Here is a 20968-nt window from a genome sequence, read left to right as displayed (position 1 = left end):
CTGTGTGCCCTCGGCGGCACTCAGTCGCGCCACTGCGTCCGCACTTGATCACCGACGAAATGTGTGTTCTCGGCGGACATTTCCCGGCTCCCCGACCGCCCGACGAGGTCATCGATCCGATCGTCCAAGCTGTGCGCTCGGGCCATCGCGTCGGACGTGCGCGCCTCGGTCTCCGAGGACTCGACCACATTCGCGAGTCGAACCAGCGCGGCCACCCGTCCGGTCAGCTGTTTCCACACCACTTCCAGTGCGCCACGGCGGGATTCGACCTGCGCTGCGGTCTCCTCGTCGACCATAGTCTCACCGATCCGATTCAGCTCGGTCGCTACCGTGCGCAGCGACGCGGCATCGACCGCGATTTCGGTGAGTTCGACGAACAGGTCCAACTGGTTGCGTTGGATCTCGAAATACGTCGACTGCCATGCCGGCGACCGACGCACCCGATCGAACGAAGTGCCGGCGAGGAACAACAGAGTGTCGTAGCGATCGACGAAGCGGTCGTCTTTTCGATCGACGAACTGATCCACCAGTCCTGTTGCCCACTCGACCCTGTCGGCCACCGGGGTTTTGCGCGCCAGCGTGCTGACCCGATCCGTGGCCGCGTCCACCAGAGACAGGCCTCGCTCGGCGATGGGGCCGAACTTCTCCGGCGCAGGCGTCCTCGTCAACGCATCGAAGATCGCATCCCGTTGGTCCAGATCGAGGTGCACACCTTCTCGGCGCTCTTTTCGCGCCGCGCGTACTCCGGTGGCGTAGTGCCGATTGGACATCACCACGGTGGTGCGGTGGTGATTGACGCGTTTGCTCAACTCGGCAGCTCGAAGTTTGTACACCAGAGCCGATCCGGGCTTGCTCGTCGTGTCTTTGGCGAGCCACCGATCGCGTTCGTCCACCAAATTACGGAGCGCGCCGAATCCCCCGATCGACGGCAGCGAGCGTCCGGCATGCCATCGATGGATGAGCACAGCTCGGATGGCCTCGTCCACGCGCCCGGCCGCGATGGCGACCGCCGCCGCGTCGGACAGCGGTTCGGAATGTCCGGGCAACCGGCAGCGGGCGCAGCGGCTGTGAACCTCGTCGTCGAATCGGGCACGCTGCTCGGCCGACCCACTGCCATCGAACTCGGACATCATCTCTCCTAGGTCACGTCCAACCGACGCTGGTCCGCTCGCCATCGAGTGTTCCAGAAGTTCAGATCAGTCCGCTCAACGATTGCTCGGTCTGCGGCTTCTTCTCGGCCAGCAACGTGCGCGCCACGTCGAGCCCCTCCCAGACGTTCCACATCAGGACGCCCTGGACGACGGCATCGTCGTCGAGGTAGTAGACGACGCCTTCCTTGCCGACCGTCTTCCAGTCCTCGACGACATTCAGCGTCGTGGACATCGTGCCGATCGCCTGATATCCGTCGTCGTACACGTCGGAGTAGAAGTACGGGGTGTACGTGTAGGGATCTGCGGCACCGGCCATATTGCGTCCTGCGGCCTTGCCCATTTCGGTCGCGTTGTCGACATGCTCGATGCGTCGGCGACCGAGAACGGCGTCGGGGTAGTTCGCCACATCACCTGCGGCGTAGACGTGTTCGTCCTCGGTCCGGAGGAACTCGTCGACGATCACTCCGTCGTCGACTGCCAGCCCCGCAGATTCGGCCAGCTCTGTTTCGGGTCGCACACCGAGTCCGAACACGACTCCGTCCGCCTCCACGGTCGAACCGTCGTCGAGTTGAAGTTGCACGCGCGCCGACGCCTCGGCCCCTGACACGACCTTCGTTCCCCGGCGCACAGTGACGCCGTGGCCGGAGAAACCCTTGTCGAAGCCGGCAGCCAGGGTCGGCGGAAACATGTGTCCTCCGAGTACGGCATCCGAGGTGACCAGTGTGACCTTCACATCCTGAAGGGACAACGCAGCTGCAATTTCGGTGCCGATGTATCCGCCCCCGACCACAGCGATGTGATCGGCGGTCTTCGTGAGCTCGCGCAGCGCTCGGTAGTCGGCGAAAGTGCGGAAGTACACCACGCGGGGGCTGGGAGACAGTTCGATCCGGGTCGGCGTTGCACCCGTTGCCAGGAGGAGTTTGCCGTACTCGTGGCGTTCTCCGGATTCGGTGGTGACCGACGAGTTCGAGCGGTCCACCGAGGCGACTCGAGTTCCGGTGTGCACCTCCGCACCGGTGTCGGAGGCCGTGTCCAGCGAGACCTGATCGCGGCCGAAATCCGGATCGGTCCACAGCTTCTTCGACAGCGCCGGGCGGGTGTACGGCGCGTCGGGGTCTGCGCCGAGTATGCCGATGGAGCCTGACGCGTCCTGCTCGCGGATCCCGCGAGCGGCGCTGTCCGCAACCATTCCCCCGCCGATGATCAGGTAGTCGTAACGCATCGTTCACTCCTCGAAAGTTGCCGTCGTTCGCTTCCGTAGGTACCCGAACAACGCGAGAAGAATCCTTCGAGCCTTTCCCCCGAGAACCCGCAGGTGGGGGGAACCGACCGGACTGTATGCAGCATCACACCCCGAAGAGGTTGGCCCAGGCCCGTCCAGTGGGCATCTTGGTCTGGGCGACGAAACATCGTTTTTACACGGGTCGAGCTGTAACGGTTCCGGCCGACCGAACGACTCACACCTCAGGACGCGAACAAAAGGAGACGATGTGACTGTTCAGATCGATTCGCTCGCAATTGGCACCGACAGTGCCGACATCGCGACAGCTGACGTCGACCAGCTCTTCGACGAAGTTTCAATGCTCGACGGCACCATCCTCGACGCCATCGAGCGTCGTACCCGCCTGGCGCGCACGCTTGCTGCGGCAACGTCCGGCGCCACCGAGTCGGACCAGGCAGCCGACCCCTACGCAGACCTCGGCAACGACGGCCACGTCTTCACGCGCATGCTGTCACGCCTCGCGCAGATCACGCGATAACTACACGCCCCCTTCAGCTTCGCAGTCCGCGACCCCGTCGAGCACCCGCTCGGCGGGGTCGCGTCGTGTCGGCACATCCACAACCCGATGACTTTTCGGATCGATCGCTGTCAGTACGAGCAAGACCGTTGTTCGACGGTCCGAAGCAGCAAGTTCTTCCGGAAAAGGTGTGTATCCATGTCCCGTTTGTTGTTCGCCAACATGCCCGTCCGCGACGTCGTCGCCACCCGCGCATTCTTCGAGGGTCTCGGATTCGAGTTCAACGATGTGTTCAGCGACGAGAACTGTGCCTCGATGGTCGTCAGCGATCAGGCAACCGTGATGTTCCTGTCCACCTCTCGATTCGAGGACTTCATCTCGGACTCGATCTGCGACACGGGCTCGGCCCGGGAGGTGCTGATGTGCGTCTCTGCCGACAGTCGCGAGGAGGTCGATTCGCTCACCGACGCGGCGATCGCCGCGGGTGGATCGAAGTGGATGGAACCCCAGGATCACGGGTTCATGTACGGCCGGGCGTTCCGAGATCTCGACAATCACGTGTGGGAAGTGATGTGGATGGATCCGTCGGCCGTGCCGCAGGGCTGACCTACCTTGACGCCCTAGAGGCGGTCGGGCAAGCCGAATCGATCGAACAGAGTCAGATCGAAGAAGCAGGCCACGTGCCCGACCCCTCTGGCATCGACATCGAGAACATGCAGCTGGAAGGCCCGGTGCACACCGTCCTCTGCCAGCATGTACAGCCCGTACGCAGGTTGACCGTTGGCCGAGGTGGCCACCATCCGCATGTCGCCTGCTCCGTTTGCGGGGCAGTTGTTCCGGATGAGAGATCCGATCGTCTCGCCACCCTGGTACCACCCGACGAACGGCGGCATTTCCCATACTGCGTCCGAGGTGAACAGCGTGACCAGTCGATCGATGTCGTAGCTCTCGAAACACTCCACGTACTGGGTGAGAAGTTTCTGTAGTTCCGCGGATTCGATGGGCTCGACGTTGTCGAGCTCGGGCGCGATCTCGTCGAGACGCTCCCGTGCTCGCTGCAGGAGGCTGTTGACTGCGGTCGTCGTCGTGGCGAGAGCTTCGGCAACCTCCGACGCTTTCCACTGCAACACTTCGCGCATCAGCAGCACCGCGCGTTGCCGAGACGACAGATGTTGCAGCGAGGCGACGAAGGCGAGCCGTACGGATTCTTTCGCCACCACGATCGAGGCGGGATCGCTCGCATCCGCCAGTTCGCAATCGGCGATCGGCTCGAGCCACGGAATCTCGTTGTTCTGCACCAGCTCGTCGGTGGGACCTGAACTCGGTGCGCCCAAACCCGTCGGCAAAGGACGCTTCGCCCGGCCGTCCAGAGCGGTGAGGCAGGTATTGGTTGCGATTCGGTACAGCCATGTGCGCAGGGACGATCGGCCCTCGTACTTGGCGTACCCCCGCCACGCGCGAATGTACGTCTCCTGCAACAGGTCCTCGGCATCGTGGATCGACCCGGTCATGCGATAGCAGTGTGCGAGCAACTCACGGCGAAAGGGATCGAACTGCTCGACGAAGTCGTCCTTCTGTTCCGAGGCCACGGTCATGCGGTAGAGCGTAAACCGGACACCATCGCACCACAGCTCGAATGCGCGCCGCCGAAAGGATCGGCGACACTTCTGCGTTAACCTCGGCATCGTGACATCGGCAACGAATATCGACGATTTGGTCGAAGAGCTGTACCTGCAGCGTCGTCGAGCGTGGGAAGCCGCTCTCGTCACCGCGCAGAATTTCCTCGAGACCATCGCCGACGAGATTCTCGAGGACGTCGATCGCGACCGATTGAACGCGCAGATGGCACGCATCAAGGACCCGGGCAGATCGGCCGACAAATTGCGCCGCTACCTCTCCGAGGGCCGCATCACCGAACCGACCGACGCCGATGCCGTCGCCGAGGCGTTGCCCGATCTAGTCGGCGTCAAGGTGCTGTGCAAGACCCCGCGCGATCAGCTGACGTTCGTTGCCGCGCTCGAGCGTGCGTGCAACGACCCGGAATGCTCCGTACGGTTCGCGCAACCACCCACCGACTACGTCGCCTTTCCCAAGCCGAGCGGCTACCGCGCGTATCACGCCGTGCTGGTCGTTCGAGTTGCCACTCACCAGGGCGATCTCGACGTGAAGGTGGAAGTCCAGGTCAAGACGCGCCTGCAGGACGCCTGGGGCGAGCTGACTCACGAGGACATGTACAAGCCCGGTGAGGCACTGAAGCCGACCAAGAAGCACACCGACTACGCCGCGCACATGGCCCACCTGCTCGATCAGGTGGATGCGATGGCCGACGATCTGGCCGCGCAGCTCGATTCGTTGACGGCCGCGTCCAAGGACGGCGGCGTGCTCGCGGCCGACCCGATTCCGAAAGATCCGGACTTCATCAGCGCCAGGGTCACCCGCACCGGCCCACGCTATGCACTTGCCGTCGGACCGGACGGCCGCAGAGGCCTGGTTCCCGCTCGATCGGTGAAGGCAGTCATCGGCTCGACCGACCGGATTGCCGTCAACGACTACCTCGAGGTCGGCGACTTCATCGACGTGGTGGTGGAGGACTCCGAGGATGCGCTCTACTATCACCTCACCTCGCAGCCGCCCCGACGCAAGCCTGCGAAGAAACGCAAGCGCTGACCGGCGGTTCTCAGGAACATCTCACGTCGGTCCGGTAGACATGCCTTCTCGTGACCACTACCGAGAAATCCACGGTCGTCACCGATGCCGACAGAGTCGACACAGCGACCGACAGAACAGCCACCGACAGAACCGCGACCACGGACCGGCGCGCACGACTCCGCTCCGCCGAGACACTGGTGCCGGCCGTCTCGTTCGCCGTGCTGGCGACCCTGTACGCGGTGATGTCCGTCCTCGGCCATCGCCAGCTTCGCACCTCCGGATTCGACCTCGGCATATTCGTGCAGCAGATCGCGTCGTACTCGCAGTTTCGCGCGCCGACGTCCGATCTGCTCGGCACCGGCTACAACACGCTCGGCGATCACTTCTCGCCCATCACCGCATTGTTAGGGCCTGTCTATCGGGTGTTCCCGCACGCGGAGACGTTGCTGATCGCGCAAGCGGTCTTGTTCGCACTCGCCGTGATTCCGATCAGCCGACTGGCGGTACAGAAGTTCGGCACGATCGTCGGCATCGTGATCGCCGCGGCGTTCGGACTGTCCTGGGGAGTCCAGGCTGCGCTGAACTTCGATTTTCACGAGGTGGCCTTCGCAATGCCGCTGCTGGCCATGTCGATGGTCGCGCTGGTTCGGCAGCGCTGGCTGCCGGCCTTGGCCTGGGCACTGCCGCTGGTCTTCGTGAAAGAGGACATGGGTCTGACAGTGATCGTCATCGGGGCTTTGGTGGCGCTGTGGACGACCGGACGAACCCGCATCCTCGGTGCGCTGACGGCTGTCTGGGGACTGACCTGGATGGTGCTCGCGGTCAAGGTGATCGTCCCGGCCCTGAGCTCCGACAACTCGTACGACCAGGGCTCGAAACTGCCTCCTCTGGGCGAAGGCATCGCCGATACAGCGCACGGACTGGTTGCCGGCGATTCGCGGGCGGCCACGGCGTTTCTGCTGCTCGCGGTCACCGGCTTCTTCGCTCTGCGCTCTCCGCTACTGCTGATCGCGGTCCCGACGGTGGCATGGCGTTTTCTCAGTGACAACACGAACTTCTGGAAGCCGATCTATCACTACAACGCGATCCTCATGGTCATCGTGTTCGTCGCCCTGCTCGACGCGTTCGCGCGCAGCCACCGGCATGGTCAGCTCAGCGAACGCGGCCGGCACTACATCGTCGCGTTCGTAGCCGCGTTCGCGGTCGTCGCATTGCCGTTCCTACCCATGTCACGCGTGGTGCATGCCCAGGAATGGACGATCGATCCGCAAGCCGAGACCGTCCGAGAAATCTCCGAGTGGATTCCTGCCGATGATCGAGTTGCGGCGTCGAACAATCTGGTGGCCCAACTCGTCGCCGACCACGACGTGTCGGTCTTTCCGCAGCGCACGACCGATTCGACCGTCCCGGATTGGATCGTCGTGAACCGCGAACGGCCGCCGGGTTGGCCGACGGACGAGACCGGTGATAGTCAGGCGATCAGCCGGGCGCTGGCGAGCGGATACGACGTCGTCTTCTCCGTCGACGGAATAGAGGTCCTGCACCGCGAGTGACTGCGCACGATTAGTCTTCCAACAGTCGACCTTTCGCTCGACGCATCGTGACGACGAATACAAGGCAGGTACAGGACATCGACGCTCGAATAGGCGATCTCGGCGCCACCAAGACCGCATCGAAGCGCTCACCGTGGAATCGGAAGAATCCCTACCGCGCGCAGGTTCTGAGCAACAATCGCCTGTCCGGTCCGACATCCGCAAAAGAAGTTCGACACTTCGAGATAGCGCTGGGCGAGAGCGGCATCGCCTACGAGGCCGGCGACGGTTTCGGCGTCAAACCCGTCAACGACGCAGCACTGGTCTCTGCCGTCGTCGACCGCCTCGGAGTGCCGGCCGACACGGCCGTCCACACGAAATCCGGCGAGATCACCCTCGCACAGGCGCTGACGACGGAGTACGAAATCGGCATCCCGTCCATGGATCTGATCGAGGCCGTCGCCGAACGGGCCGGTGACGCCGAGCTCGATCACGTTCTGCAGAACGGTGACCGCGCATCGTTCGACGCCTGGACCTGGGGTCGCGATGTCGTGGACGTTCTCGATCTCGATCGGTCGGGGACGTTCGATCCGGCCGAATTTCTCGGTTTGCTGCGTCCTCTGCAACACCGGGTCTACTCGATTTCCTCGTCGCCGATCGCGCACGAGGGCACCGTTCATCTGACCGTCTCCACGGTTCGATACCGGTCGGCCGAGCGTGATCGAGGCGGCGTCTGCTCGACGTATCTGGCCGATCGGATCGGGGACGGACATCAGGCGGGAGTGTTCCTGTCCGCCAACAAGTCGTTCCGCCTCCCGTCCGACGACACTCCGATCATCATGATCGGGCCGGGAACCGGAGTGGCCCCGTTCCGCGCGTTCCTGCACGAACGTCGCGCCCGCGGCGCTGCAGGCGAGAACTGGCTGTTCTTCGGCGATCAGCATCGAGCGAGCGACTTCCTCTACGAGGAAGAACTCACCGATTTCGAGCGCAGCGGTCTGCTGACGCGACTCGATCTGGCCTTCTCTCGCGACCAGCACGAGAAGATCTACGTACAGCACCGCATGTGTGAGGCGGGAAAGCAGCTGTACGGGTGGCTCGAAGCCGGCGCGCACCTCTATGTGTGCGGCGATGCGACGCGCATGGCCAAGGGCGTCGACGAGGCATTGCACGAGATCGTCGCCGAACACGGTGGCCGCTCCCCCGACGCCGCCGAGGACTATGTCAACGAGCTCAAGCAATCGAAGCGCTACCTGCGCGACGTGTACTGACGCGGTTTCTTGTCGGACCCCCTCGCTACGGTCTCGGGTACAGGCATCAGTTCTCGTCCGAGAAGAGGGTTCGCACCGTGACCGCACTGCAGAACGGCCATTTCGACTCCACCACCGCGCTCGCGTGGGCCACGTTCACCGAAAACCTGCATGCGCGTCTTCGGACCTTGCCGCGGCGCGACTACATCACGGTGTCCGCCGCTCAGGCGAGCCCCGGCGAGCGTGGGTTGCGCCCGTACATCGACGTGGCGGCGACGGACAGCGGCGTGCTGGTGTCGGTGGCAGCGCTGCCGTCACTGCTGTACCCGGATGCCCCGGACGCAACGGCAATGGATGTGCAGCTCCTCGATTGCGGTTGGCTGGATCGAGGCAAGCCGGTCGCAGACGGGACGATCATCGATCTCACGCGAACCGACACACGAGCCGATGCGGCGCTCGTCGCGGAGATGATCACGCGCGCGTTCCGCGAGATCTGGAACGTCCCACATCCGTCGTTCCTGAGCGTATGGAGCGTGGCGGCCGACGGAGCATCGTCGGGGCCGGTCGACCTGCAACGCGGGTCCGTCGGTCGCACGACCGGCGCAGCGACCGAAAGGCTCTCGGAGACATCCGACGACGTTCCTGCCGAGCTGAGGTCACTTCAGACGCTGTGCCAGTTGATCGGTCGGCGCGTCGACGCGCACACCGTTCGATCGGTGTGCGCGAACGGCGATATCGACGCGTTGAAAGCGCGGGCACTGTCGCTGCATCGATCGGCCGCTGTTCGCGCTCGCCCCGACGACGCGAGTGGGACGAACTCGGTCGCGGTCTGGAAAAACCTCGCCCGCACCTGGCTCCTGGTCGCACACAGCATGGACGCGGTGACGAGGGCAGACCGACACGCGTGCCGGTGACGACGAACTACAGGATGTTTCGGCGCAGGCCGCTCGCTCGTAGCACCTGACGTTCGACGCCCGCTCGGATGGCCTCTTCGGTACCGATCACCCGTACGTGCGATCGAGCGCGGGTGATGGCGGTGTACAACAGCTCTCGGGTCAACAGTGTCGACGCCTCGGCGGGCAACAGAACCGAGACCGTGTCGTACTGACTGCCTTGGCTGCGGTGGATCGTCATTGCGTACACGGTGTGTACCGAGGAGAGCACATTCGGGTGGATCAACACGTGACCACGACCTCGGGCGAACGCTGCCATCGGAGTTCCGTTGTCTCCCAACACCACAACGCCGGTGTCCCCGTTGTAGATCCTTGCCTCGTGGTCGTTGGCCGTCACCAACAAGGGCTGACCGGGATACCAAAGCGAAGGATCGAGAAACGTACCGCTTCCTTCTCCTACCCACTCCATCGCCTGCCGGTCCCACCGCGAGACCCCCCATCGACCCTCGCGGTGCGCGCAAAGTAGGCGATGTTTCTCGAGCCCGAGCAGTGCTGCGGTGGCATCTCCGCGTACTGCAGCGGCGGTGACCTCGGCTGCGGTGTCGATCACGTCGGAGCGCAGCGCGTCGACGTCGTCGGGGCCATGAAACGAGATCTCCTCCGCGCCGGATTCGAGCAACGCCATGACATCGTCGCCCCGGCCGTCTCGCACGGCCACGGCCAAGCGAGCGATGGCTCCGCCGAACCGTCGGCCGCGACTGAGCCGAACGACGCCGCCGCGCAGTCGGTCTCGCTCGAACGGGCTCAGAGCGGCTTCCGCGGGGTCCTCGGCGGCGGCGAAGTCCGCGTCGACGAGCTGCGCCAGAACCGGGTTCTCGATTCCGGTCACCGGCCTGGCCACCAGATCTGCAAGCACCGCGCCCGCGTCGACCGACGTCAGCTGATCCGGGTCGCCGACGAGAATCAACCGGGACTCCGGACGCACGGCTTCGAGCAGCCGACACATCATCGTCAGCGACACCATCGAGGTTTCGTCGACGACGATGACGTCGTACGGCAGCCGGTTCTCGGCGTCGTGCCGAAACCTCGTCTTGCTGCCAGGCTTCCATCCCAGAAGTCGGTGCAGCGTCATTGCTTTGAGGTCTGCCGGAAGCCCGAGGAGACCGGCTTGTTCGGACACGGACTCCTGCAACCGGGCTGCGGCCTTGCCGGTGGGTGCGGCGAGCCCGATGCGCAGATCGCTTCCGTGTTCGCGGACGAGGAGCGCCAGAATTCTCGCTACGGTGTGGGTCTTTCCGGTTCCAGGTCCGCCGGCGATGACCGTCGTCCATTGGGTCGCCGCCAGAGCTGCCGCTATTCGCTGTCGATCGGGAGCGGCCGTCGGTGCGCCCGATTCGTCCACGAACAGCGTGGCGAGCGCGTCGCCGATCTCGACGGCATCGGCGGCAGGATGAGATTGTGAACGCACGTCGAGCAGATCTCGAACGGTGCTCTCCTGCAAATGGTATCGGTCCAAGTACAGCAGCTCACCCTGATCGGTGTCGACCAGTTTCAGCGGCCGCAACGGTCCATTCGGGCTGCCGACCACCAGTGGGCTCACCCTCAGTGCTCGGAGCACGTCGACGAGCTCCGCCCACGGAAGTGCGCTCGGATCGACGTCCGAATCCTCGTCGACGGTGACGTCCCGCAGTCGTCGCAGATCCAGGCACACCGAGCCCGATCGCACCGAACGCACGGTCAGAGCAGTGGCGAGCAGTACGTTCTCCGACGACTCACCGGCCAGGGCACCGAGGCGCAGCGCCACGTGCACATCGGATGCCGACAGCACACCCACCTCGTTGAAGGTGCGCAGGATTCCACTACCGCGCAGCGCAATCGAGACGCCGGTCATCGAGTCACCTTCCCAGCGAGCAGGTCCGACAGCTCGATCACCAGTGCGGCCGGCGGATCCCAGTCGAACACCCCACACCCGGCGGGGGTCTGCGGTCCGACCATGCCCCGCACGAACAGGTATCGGATTCCGCCGAGGTGCAGTTGCGGGTCGTAATTCGATTGACGCCAGCGCAGATATCGATGCAGCGCAACGGCATACAGAATTGCCTGCAGCGGATAGTGCGAGCGGATCATTTCCTCGGCCATCTTCTCGCGCGTGAAATTGCCGGTGGTCAGATCGCCTCTGGCGATTCGATTCGTCTTGTAGTCCACCACGACGTACCGCGGTCCTGCCACGCGCAGAACCGAGTCGATACTTCCGGTGAGAAAGCCGCGAAGTGGTGTCGACTCGAGACCGTCGAGCAGATCCGCGTAGGACGCGAGCACGTCCGCCGGATCGAGGTGATGACGCAACAGGCGCGCGACGGACTTCAACGTGACCGTGTTCGCCACCGGATCGTCTCCGCCGGCCAAGGGCAGCTCGAAGTCGAGTTCGGCCAGATGGTCGGACGGCGCTACGTCGGCCAGCGTCCCGAATCCCAACGGTGTCTGCATCACCGGTAGAAGGGCTTGGGCCAACGCCGCCGGATCGACCTCCGCCATTCGCGACGCCACCGCCGCAGCGCAGCGACGTTCGAGTTCCGCAAGCAGATCGGGTGCGGACGTGTCGACGTGTTCGAGTGCCTCGTGGACGAGCGTTCCGAACGCCGCGCCGGCAGGCATGCCGTTCATCGGTGACGCGATTCCGTCCAGCTGTTCGTCGAGATGCTCACTTACCGGGTATTCGCTGCCCACGGCCGTGTCGGCGGGCTCGTCCGTCTTCTCGGGATGCTCGGTCTCGCTGGTCACTCCCACCTCGGGCTGGGCGGGCGCAGCGTCGTGAGCGTGAGCTGTCAACGCGGAGTACGACGTTCGACGCCACAGCAGGTCGAGGGTTCGATCGAATCGTGCGGCAGCGACGTCGAGTTGCGGTTGCTCGGGACGAATCCAGTGTGCGGTGGACGGCTCGCCGGGCCCCACCGGTTCGACCGAGATGAGGTCGGCTGCCGACCCGACCCAGGATTGAAGCCGGTTCGCCGTCGTCGCGTCGTCGAGAACCTTGTACGACGGCTCCGGCAGAGCAATTCCGGGGATGCGTCCGAACAGCATGCGGTGCAGCGAGGACGTCGCGGTGTTTCGGCCCGGGGCCCACCACAGCACGATCCGACTCTCGGCGCGGGTGAGACCGACGTAGAGCAGTCGCAGTTCCTCGCCTGCTTCCTCCTGGTCGTTGAGGATCTTCCTGGCCGCGTAGCCCGTTCCGGACGGTCCGCCGACGTCTCGGATTCGCGTGCCGTTCTCGTGCAGCAACAGCGTCGACGGCTTGCTGAAGTACAACGTGTCCCACGCGTAGGGCAGGTAGACGACCGGAAATTCGAGCCCTTTGCTGCCGTGTGTCGTCATGATCTGCACTGCGGCGGAATCACTGTCGAGTCGACGACTGCGGTCGGTCGACCCGCCCGCTGCCGGTTCCTTGATGCGGTCGGTCAGCCAGCGAGTGAGGGCAGTGATTCCGTAGGACTCGGATACCGCGGCGCGATTGAGCAATTGGGCGATGTGCCGCAGGTCGGTCATCGTGCGTTCACCGGCTTCGACCGCGAGCAACCGGGCATCGAGTCCGGACTGGGCCGACACCCGCTCGAAGACTGCCGCGAACCCTGCCTCGTCGAATAGCACCGAATACTCACGCAGCCGGCTGCTGACCTGAGACAGCGCATCCTCGGCCCCGGAGTCGAGCTGCGCAGCGGTCCACCCGAGCAGAGGAGTCAGGGCGGCCAGACGTACGCGATCGGTGCGATGGGGTTGCTCGATCGCCTGCAGCAACCACAGCCAGTGTCGGGCACTCTCGGTACCGAACACACTGGTGCTGCTCGACACGACGGACGGCACCCCGACCGCGTCGAGTGCGTCCCGAATCAACGCCACCTGCTTGGTCGTTCGGGTCAACACCGCAATGTCACGCGGTTCGATCACCCGGCGGCCGTCGGATCGCTCGAGCTCGGCGTGTCCGGACAACAGCTCGACGATGTCCGCCGCAACGTCTGCCGCAACCCTGGATCGGAGCCGGTCGACTGCCGGAAAGCCTTGCCGCAGAGGACCAGCGCCGGTTCGCGGCAGGTAACGCAGCCGCAGGGGAGGATGTCCGACCATGCGCGAGAGAGGGTTTCGCGCTTCGACTGGGTGCACCACGATGTCGTCGTGGCCGAGGGCTGCGCCGCCGTACAGATGGTGCAGGGCGTCGAGCAGCCCCGAATCACTACGCCAGTTGGCGGTGAGCTCGTAGAGGTGGTCCGCGGTCTGCACGGCGTCGAGGTAACTCAGAACCTCGGCTCCGCGAAACGCGTAGATGGCCTGCTTCGGATCGCCGACGAGGATGAGCGTCGTGGAGCCGTGAAACGCCCGCCGCAGAATGTCCCACTGCATGGGGTCGGTGTCCTGGAACTCGTCGATCAACACGACGCGGAATCGATCTCGCACTCGCGCACAGGCAGCCTCACCGTGGACGGGGTCCGACAACACCGAATGCAGAAGTCCCAGAAGATCGTTGTAGTCGCGCACACCGAGCAGGCGTTTGCGACGTTCGATCTCCCGGCGCGCTTCCCGGGCGAACCGCACACGCAGTGCCGGCTCGCGATTGTCGTCGTCCGAGTCCTCGGTGTCGGGATACAGAATCGACTGCTGGTCACCCACGGCCGACAACGCCAACTGCTGGGCATCCCGCCTGCTGAATGCCGGCGCCTCGTCGTCACCGCTGAACATCTGCAGATACAGATCGTCCACGACCTGTTCGAGTAGGTCCGAGACGGATTCGACGAACGTCGATTCCGGTTCGCGCTCGCCTGCGATGCCGAGTCCGTCGAGCATGCGCTGACAGAAACTGTGAGTGGTGACGATGGTTCCGGCGTCGAAGTCCGACAAGGCCCTACGCAACCGTCGACGCCGCCGGTCGACTTCTGCGTCGTCGACTGCGGCCAGAAATGCCACGAGTGGATCCCGAGATGCGCGAGCGGTGTCCGGGTCGGCCAGGTCCCGGGCGATCGACGCAAACCTGCTTCGGGTGCGATCACGGAGTTCCTGGGTCGCGGCTCGACTGAACGTCACCAGAAGCAGGTCCGAGATCTCGGCTATCCCTTCGGCGATGTAGCGCGCGGCCAACCCCACGATCGCGTACGTCTTGCCGGTCCCGGCGCTGGCTTCGAGGACGGTCGTTCCGGTCGGCATCGGACCGAGCAGGTCGAATCCGCGGGCGGCGGTCATGCGTTCCCCATGTTCTCGGCGATCAGCAACGGATCCCACAGCTTTCGAGCGAGAATCCCGAAGCGGCTCTTCTCGTTCGAGGGCTCGGTCTCGTCGGCGAGCGGGGCCGCGGCGAGCAATGCCTGGAACGACAGGGCCGAACCATGGACGTACCGCAACGATCGATCGGTGCCGTCGCCGAAGTCACCCCGCCAAGCCCACGTGGCCGAGTCGTAGCCGTCCTCGATGGACCCGCCACCGAACCGCTTCTCTGCATATGCCGATGCGGTACCGGTCGATATCGGCAGCGGCGACGTCATTCCACGATCACGCAAGTCCACCAGATCTTTCAGTACGGCAACGGGATCCGGCGGGGCGCTCAGCCGAGAGCGACGAGGCGGGCGCATCCCGCTCGCGCGCCCGATGGTGACGGCGCTCCAGTCCCCTGCCTCCGATGCCGCTACCGCAAGCAACCGCACCCACGCGGCCAGCCGGTGCTTGGCGGCCAGTCGCGAGTACGACGAACGTGCCAGCGTGCGGCCGTGGATTCCAGTGACGGTGCCGGTCAGGCGGCGGCCGTCGCCGAGATCGACCGCGACGTCGATCGTCTCGGCCGGACCCTCGTGGAAGGGAGCGGCCGCGTCAGCGATGATTCCGACGATCTGCCGGATGTCGGACATCTCGCGGCGACCCTGATGAAACGGCGGGAGGGTGCCGCGCCGCCACTCGGCGTCGGCGAATTCTCCGATGTCCCCACCTGCGAGCACTGCAGCGAGCATCCGATCACCGATATTCCACCGGGACAACGGATCCAGCTCGATGTCCAGGCTGTCCGCCAGGTCGTCCTCTAGCTCGGGAACGCGGAAGCCGAGTCGTTGCCGCAGGAAGGCCTGCACCGGGTTCTCGACGAAGGCGATGAGTTCGGCGAGTTCGACGTCCCCGCGATCGGCCGCAGGGAGCGCATCGGGCAGAAACGGTGCCACTGGATCGGGCGTCCGCTGCTGGGAGAAGGCTCCGGCCAGGGCCACCGTGTCGAAGCTGAACGGGTGTTCGGCTTCGAAATTGTGTGGGTCGAAGGGCTGCAGCGGATGCCGATGTTCGACGCTTCCGCCCGCGGTCACCTCGAGCACGTCCATCAACTCGCGCAGCGGGATCGCGGGCGGCTTGGCCGACCCGTCGACGGGGTCTGCTCCGGTGTAGAACAACAGCAGTTTCTCCTCGGCCGACATCACCGCGTCGAGGAGCAGTTGCCGATCCTCGCTGCGAGTGTCTCGTTCGCCGACGGCCGGATCGCGGGCGAGGATGTCGTCTCCGTCGATACTGCCCACTCGGGGGAACACCTCGTCGTCGAGCCCGAGCAGCACCACCACTCGGTGCGGCACCGAGCGCATCGGCACCATGGTGCACACGGTCAGCTCGCCGGTTCGAAAGTTCGCTCGGGTGGGTCGGCCGGCCAGTCTTCCGGCCAGCATGGCACGCACGTCCGCGAGCCGTAGCTCGGCGGTGCCGCCGTGTTCGGTCGCGTCGGAGATCTCGCGATGTGCTTGTGCCAGTTGCCATTCGTCGGCTGTGGGCACGTCGGCGAGGAGATCGAGGGCGCGCCCCAGCTGCCGCGTCCACTCGGTCACCGATGCCGGACCGGCAAGTGCTCGGAGCACCGAGGCGAGCCGGTCCACCAGCTCGGCGAAGCGGCCGGCGAGGGTGATGTCGTTGCTGTCGACATCGTCGAGAGGCAGCGCCAGGTCGAGGTACTCGTTCCGAGTCTCGTCCGCGGCCACTCCCAGCAAGATGCGGTCGAGCGCCGACTTGAAGGTGTTCTGCCGAAAACCGTTCAGGCCGTACGCTTCTCGTTGTCGAACTGTCAATCCCCAGCGGGCACCGGAGCTCGTCACCCACTCGCGCAGTCGCTCGAGATCGTCGTCGGTGAACGAGAACTTCTCACGCACCGGACCACTGGCGGCGAAGTCCAACAGCTCGCTCGCCGTCACCCGGCCCTCCGAGAAATCCAGCACCGTGGCGATGACGTCGAGGACGGGGTTGGTACGACGCAGGCCCCGATCGGCCAGCCGCACCCGTAGCCGGTGCCCCGGATGCACCAGTGCCGTCTGCCCGAAGTTCGCGCGGATCAGCGGCGCGTAGGTCTCGACATCCGGGCACATCACCAGCACGTCCCGTGGTTCGAGCGTCGGGTCGGAAGTGAACAGATGCAGCAACGATTCGCGCAGAACTTCCACCTGACGAGCGGGTCCATGACACGCGTGAATCTGCACCGATCCGTCGGCGAACGTCGTTCCGTCCTCGAATTCGGGAGTAGGAGACGAATCCGCGGTGATGTCCGACTGAATTCGGCCGAGGAGAGTGTTCGCTGCTTCCGGACCCTCGTGATGCACGGTGTGCGTCGCCACCGACGCGATGGTGGCCTGGAGTTCTCGCACGTCTCGCGACAGGCCGGCCAGCAGCGGGTGCTCGACGGCCAGAGCTGTCGTGTCGTCTCGTCGGCGCGTCACCGCCGGGATCTCGGCGAGGGTGTGCCACATCGACGGGCTCGGATGCGGAACCCAGATGTGTATGTCGCGAGCCTGCGACAGCGCACTCAATATCTCGAGCTGATCGGTTGTCAGCCGGGTCGGACCGAACACCGACAACCTGCTCGGTAGGTCCACCGACTCCGGTGCATCCCGGAGTCGTGCGCAGGTCTGCGGCAGGCGTTCGGCTGGGCTCGGGCTGCCGATTCGCTCGCGCAGCGCGGCCCACACCCGCGGTTGCCACAGCAGGTCCTCGTCGAGATCGCCACCGTGGCCGTCGGTGAAGCGCCCGTCGAACCAGTCGCGCAGCATCTGGGGACGTTGAGATCCGTAGGTGCGGAACAGTTCTGCCACATGCGATGCCGTCGACCAGCGGCGTCCCACCCGGTGATCCTCGGAACCTGCACCGAGGTGCTTGAACAGCACCGACGCCCAGGATTCGGTGCGACACTCGTCGATCACCTCCAGCGCGGTCCAGAGAACCCGGCCCGGAGCCCAGGGATCGTCGTCGGGGTCGATGTCGTCGACCGCAGCAATGGCGCGCGTGACCAACCGCGTCGGGCTCGGGAAGTCGATGTTGGCTGCGATGCCGTCGCCATCCGAACCGCCCAGTGTGCTCGACAGTCGCTGTGTGAGCCACCGCTCGACGCCCTTCGCCGGGACCGACACGATCTCGGGCACGAACGGATCGTCCAACGGCACGGACAAGATGTCGGCCAGTGCAGCCGCGAGCGTTCCAGCGCGTTCGGCGCGATGAAGCGTCAACACCGTCGCTGTCCCCTGCCTGCTCGTATCGGTACCCGATTTCGGGCACGTGACGACCCTACTCGAGCCACCGACAGATTCTGTGCGACGAGTCGAGCCGTCGATGCCGCTCGTATCGGTCTCCGATCCCGACGGCAATTCCATCACTGCGATCGGCGGTTTTCGTGAGCACTACCGATCGAGCGGTTGCCGTTCTCGCACGGGATGTAACGAGGTACCCCGTCGGTACGACATGGTGAACGGAAATGCGACCGACCGGTTCGAAAAGAACGAGACGGTTGCTTCCGGTCTCGCGGGTGACATCTCGGCCGCGACATCGACACCTCTCGCGATCCGAACGGACCCTCGACATGACCAGCGCCTACCCGCCGCCCTTTCAGCGACCGACACCCGAGGCTCGAGCGCCTCGCCGCCCCCTGTTCGGGAAGGTATTCGCTTGGGCCGCGATTGTTTTCGGTGCTTTCTTCTTGATCGGGGCAGTGGTCTCGTTCGAGTTCGGCGCGCTGCTCGTCGGCGCGTTGCTGGTCGGCAGCGGAGTCGTGTACCTGCGCTCGTCACCCGCGCGGGGCCGCAAGGTCTGGGCGGTACCTGCCATCGCCGTCCTCCCCGCCCTGTTCGTGATGGGGCTGACCACCACGACCGAACCCGAGACCACGACCGCCATCGCACCGGTCGCGGCCGTGCCCGCGTTGCCGACGGTCACGAAGACCACCGCGCCGCCGTCGACAACCACACCGGCCCCGACCACGCCCACCGCAGCCCCGACGACCGAAGCGGTCGCCGCCGTCGTCGAGATACCGACGACAACGGAATACACCCCGGTACCCGAGACCGCGTACATTCCGGAGCCCGTCTACACGCCGGAGCCGGTGTACACACCCGAGCCCGTCTACACCGCTCCCGCGCCGTTCGTCGACGCACCCGAGAGCGTGTACTACGAAAACTGCACGGCTGCCAGGAAAGCGGGAGCCACCGATATCCGCGTCGGTGAGCCCGGCTACCGACCGAAGCTCGACGGCAACAGCGACGGGGTAGCCTGCGAAAGCTAGCCCACCAGCCGCCGCGTCAGGTTGGCGGCTTCGCGGGAGTGGGCGATCAGCATGACGAGGTCGACCGACGGCCGGGCAGCTTTCACTGCCACGACCTGTTGGGTGACTGCGTCGTGCATCGGCCATCCGTAGGACCCGCCGGAGATCAGGGGAAAAGCGATGGACTTCAGGTTCATCGACGCTGCCAGAGCAAGACTTCGGGCATAGCAGAGTCGCAGCAGCTCAGATCTGTCCTCGTGTGGGGAGAAGCGCGGGCCGACGGTGTGAATGACGCAGCCGGCGCGAAGTCTGCCCGCGGTGGTGGCGACGGCTGCGCCGACGTCGAGGCCGTGCGGCAGGGTGGTGGCCCGCAGCGCCTTGCACTCCGCGAGGATCGTCGGCCCACCGGCTCGATGGATGGCACCGTCCACTCCCCCGCCGCCGAGCAATCGTGCATTGGCGGCATTGACGATCGCATCGGCGGCAACGTCGGTGATGTCGCCCTGGACCACGTCGATGATTGTCATGAAACCTCCCTCGCTGCAATGATGTTCGTGGTGATTCGATCGAGATCGTCGGCGCGCAACCCTGGGTATCCGTGGACGATGTCGCGCCATTCGCGCGGCACCGCCGATGCGCCCCAACGCGCTCCGAGGAGTCCTCCCGCGATGGCTGCCGTGGTGTCGGTGTCGCCGCCGGCGCGGACGCACAGTTCGAGAGCGGCAGGCAGGGGCCGCTCCGCGTCGGCGGACCGATGGATCGCCCACCACGCCGTCTGCAGAGCGTGGACCACCCAGCCGTTGTTCGGGAAATCGGACGGCTGCCCCTCCTGCGCCTGATCGAGCAGGGGCTGCCAGAACTCGCGGACGTCGGTGTCGACCTCGGCCAGAAATTCACGCACCCCACCGTATGTACCGCGAAGAACCGCGTATCGAATTGCGTGAGTCCACAATTGGCATGCCTCACCGGCATGCGGGTCGGAATGGGTGAGGGCACTGATCCGTGCAGCAGCAGCTCGACATCCGGCCGCATCGTCGAGGTAGGCCAAGGCGACGGGTGCGGTACGCATGAGCGATCCGTTGCCGCCGGTTCTACCCGACAGTGACGCTGCCGCCGCGGTCATCTCGGCACCGCTGAGTGTGGTCTGCGCGAGCACGGAGCGCGTTTGATTTCCTACATCCGGAGGGTTCTGGGCAAACCACGCGCGAAAATTCTCGGCGATGTCGTCGATGTCTCCACCCTGCTCGAGGGCACGCGCGATGCAGAGCGCCATCGAGGTGTCGTCGGTCCATTCCCCCGGGGCCCAATCGAATGCGCCGCCGCCGACCATGGCGATCGTCGTCTCGGGTGAGGGGTATCCGAACTCGTAGCCCGCGCCCAAGGCGTCACCCACTGCCGTTCCGAGCAGAACGCCCCGCGCTCGGTCGTGCTGAATGTTCGTCAACTGCATACCTACCCCTTAGATCGATGTTGCGCTAACTATAGATCATTACTGCGCTAAGCTGCAACGCATGACCTGGCGAGACCGAGACGGCAACGCGCTGACCGACTACCCGCGCCCCTCAGTGGCAGTCGATGTGGCGGTACTGACCGTCCGCGAACGGCAATTGCACGTCGTCGTGGTGCCGTCGGAGCGCGGTCCCGCCCTACCGGGCACCTTTCTGCGACCGTCGGAGACTCTCGCCGACGCGGCAGACCGCGCGTTGAGGACGAAGGCAGAGTTGATCGATCTCACTTTTCACCAGCTGAGGATGTTCGACGATCCCGACCGCGACGACCGCGGCTGGGTCCTGTCGATGGCGCACGGCGCAGCAATCTCGGCTCGATCATTTTCTCCCACAACCGAATCGATGCCGATAGACGACTCCGCACCGGTGTCGACACTGGCCTTCGACCACGGCACCATGGTGACCGAGGCAGTTCTCGACCTCCGTGATCGCTACGCGCGTGAGGTCGATCCCGCACTGCTGACGGACGCGGAATTCACCCTTCTCGAACTTCGCGAGCTGTACGAGATCGTGTTCGATCGCGCTCTGCCGAAAGACACGTTCCGACGTCACGTCATCGGGTCATTGGAAGGGACAGGCACAACCTCGACCGCGGGCGGCGGGCGCCCCGCAGAGCTGTATCGTCGCGCTTCGAATCCAGCTCTTCCTGCATCTGCGGGCTCGTTCCTACTTCGCTGAGGGCACGGATCGACGAAACCGGACATGCCTACCGATAAGCTG

General features: G+C 65.0%; 15 protein-coding genes and 1 pseudogene. 8 read left to right on the top strand and 8 right to left on the bottom strand.

All coding sequences use genetic code 11. The features are described from left to right. Positions 1–20: 20 nt before the first annotated feature. Positions 21–1130 (bottom strand): hypothetical protein, encoded by a 1110-nt coding sequence (locus QM615_RS15895; protein ID WP_149407766.1) that lies wholly within the window; start codon positions 1128–1130, stop codon positions 21–23. A gap of 61 nt (positions 1131–1191) precedes the next feature. Continuing rightward, positions 1192–2373: an NAD(P)/FAD-dependent oxidoreductase gene (locus QM615_RS15890; RefSeq protein ID WP_149407767.1), complete on the bottom strand. Its 1182-nt coding sequence runs from the start codon at positions 2371–2373 to the stop codon at positions 1192–1194. 268 nt (positions 2374–2641) lie between these two features. Between QM615_RS15890 and QM615_RS15885 the strand changes: the two genes are divergently transcribed. Both QM615_RS15885 and QM615_RS15880 read left to right on the top strand, forming a co-directional pair. Further along, entirely contained in the window at positions 2642–2911 is a 270-nt protein-coding gene (locus QM615_RS15885) for a hypothetical protein (protein ID WP_094640019.1), read from the top strand. A gap of 177 nt (positions 2912–3088) precedes the next feature. Next, positions 3089–3496, top strand: a complete 408-nt coding sequence (locus QM615_RS15880; protein WP_068050865.1) for a VOC family protein — start codon at positions 3089–3091, stop codon at positions 3494–3496. A 14-nt stretch (positions 3497–3510) separates the two neighbouring features. Here QM615_RS15880 and QM615_RS15875 read toward each other — a convergent pair whose 3' ends face one another. Then, complete coding sequence (locus QM615_RS15875; protein ID WP_149407768.1) at positions 3511–4485, bottom strand: sigma-70 family RNA polymerase sigma factor; 975 nt, start codon at positions 4483–4485, stop codon at positions 3511–3513. 91 nt (positions 4486–4576) lie between these two features. Here QM615_RS15875 and QM615_RS15870 point away from each other — a divergent pair, with 91 nt between their 5' ends. The 4 genes and pseudogenes from QM615_RS15870 to QM615_RS15855 all read left to right on the top strand — a co-directional run bounded on the left by QM615_RS15870 (position 4577) and on the right by QM615_RS15855 (position 9235). Next, complete coding sequence (locus QM615_RS15870) at positions 4577–5557, top strand: GTP pyrophosphokinase (protein ID WP_149407769.1); 981 nt, start codon at positions 4577–4579, stop codon at positions 5555–5557. A 50-nt stretch (positions 5558–5607) separates the two neighbouring features. Further along, positions 5608–7092, top strand: coding sequence for a DUF2079 domain-containing protein (locus QM615_RS15865; protein ID WP_149407770.1), 1485 nt, complete (start codon positions 5608–5610; stop codon positions 7090–7092). 107 nt (positions 7093–7199) lie between these two features. Next, positions 7200–8342, top strand: a pseudogene (locus QM615_RS15860) (sulfite reductase subunit alpha); the annotation flags it as partial. A 77-nt stretch (positions 8343–8419) separates the two neighbouring features. Further along, positions 8420–9235: a TY-Chap domain-containing protein gene (locus tag QM615_RS15855; RefSeq protein WP_149407772.1), complete on the top strand. Its 816-nt coding sequence runs from the start codon at positions 8420–8422 to the stop codon at positions 9233–9235. Positions 9236–9242: 7 nt separating this feature from the next. Here QM615_RS15855 and recD read toward each other — a convergent pair whose 3' ends face one another. Genes recD through recC form a run of 3 tightly spaced genes read right to left on the bottom strand, consistent with a single transcriptional unit; the run spans position 9243 to position 17715 of the window. After that, a complete protein-coding gene (gene recD / locus QM615_RS15850; RefSeq protein ID WP_149407773.1) occupies positions 9243–11105 on the bottom strand; it encodes an exodeoxyribonuclease V subunit alpha in 1863 nt (620 codons plus the stop codon). Next, the gene (locus tag QM615_RS15845; protein WP_149407774.1) at positions 11102–14443 is read right to left on the bottom strand and encodes a UvrD-helicase domain-containing protein; all 3342 of its coding nucleotides are present in this window, start codon (positions 14441–14443) and stop codon (positions 11102–11104) included. Before QM615_RS15845 ends, recD begins: the two co-directional genes overlap by 4 nt. Continuing rightward, positions 14440–17715: an exodeoxyribonuclease V subunit gamma gene (gene recC, locus QM615_RS15840; protein WP_149407775.1), complete on the bottom strand. Its 3276-nt coding sequence runs from the start codon at positions 17713–17715 to the stop codon at positions 14440–14442. The genes QM615_RS15845 and recC overlap by 4 nt, the downstream gene beginning before the upstream one ends. Before the next feature lie 464 nt (positions 17716–18179). Here recC and QM615_RS15835 point away from each other — a divergent pair, with 464 nt between their 5' ends. Then, the gene (locus QM615_RS15835; RefSeq protein ID WP_262498592.1) at positions 18180–18761 is read left to right on the top strand and encodes an excalibur calcium-binding domain-containing protein; all 582 of its coding nucleotides are present in this window, start codon (positions 18180–18182) and stop codon (positions 18759–18761) included. On the opposite strand, the gene QM615_RS15830 is transcribed toward QM615_RS15835, so the two are convergent. Continuing rightward, positions 18758–19267: an O-acetyl-ADP-ribose deacetylase gene (locus QM615_RS15830; RefSeq protein ID WP_149407776.1), complete on the bottom strand. Its 510-nt coding sequence runs from the start codon at positions 19265–19267 to the stop codon at positions 18758–18760. The genes QM615_RS15835 and QM615_RS15830 overlap by 4 nt on opposite strands. Then, a complete protein-coding gene (locus QM615_RS15825; protein WP_149407777.1) occupies positions 19264–20190 on the bottom strand; it encodes an ADP-ribosylglycohydrolase family protein in 927 nt (308 codons plus the stop codon). Before QM615_RS15825 ends, QM615_RS15830 begins: the two co-directional genes overlap by 4 nt. A gap of 61 nt (positions 20191–20251) precedes the next feature. Here QM615_RS15825 and QM615_RS15820 point away from each other — a divergent pair, with 61 nt between their 5' ends. After that, positions 20252–20926, top strand: coding sequence for an NrtR DNA-binding winged helix domain-containing protein (locus QM615_RS15820; protein ID WP_149407778.1), 675 nt, complete (start codon positions 20252–20254; stop codon positions 20924–20926). Positions 20927–20968: the final 42 nt, after the last annotated feature.

It is taken from the genome of Rhodococcus sp. IEGM 1341 (assembly GCF_030056895.1).
Classification (GTDB): Bacteria; Actinomycetota; Actinomycetes; order Mycobacteriales; family Mycobacteriaceae; genus Rhodococcoides.
The sequence above is the reverse complement of the archived record's forward strand: the minus strand, read 5'-3'. Positions and strand labels throughout refer to the sequence as shown.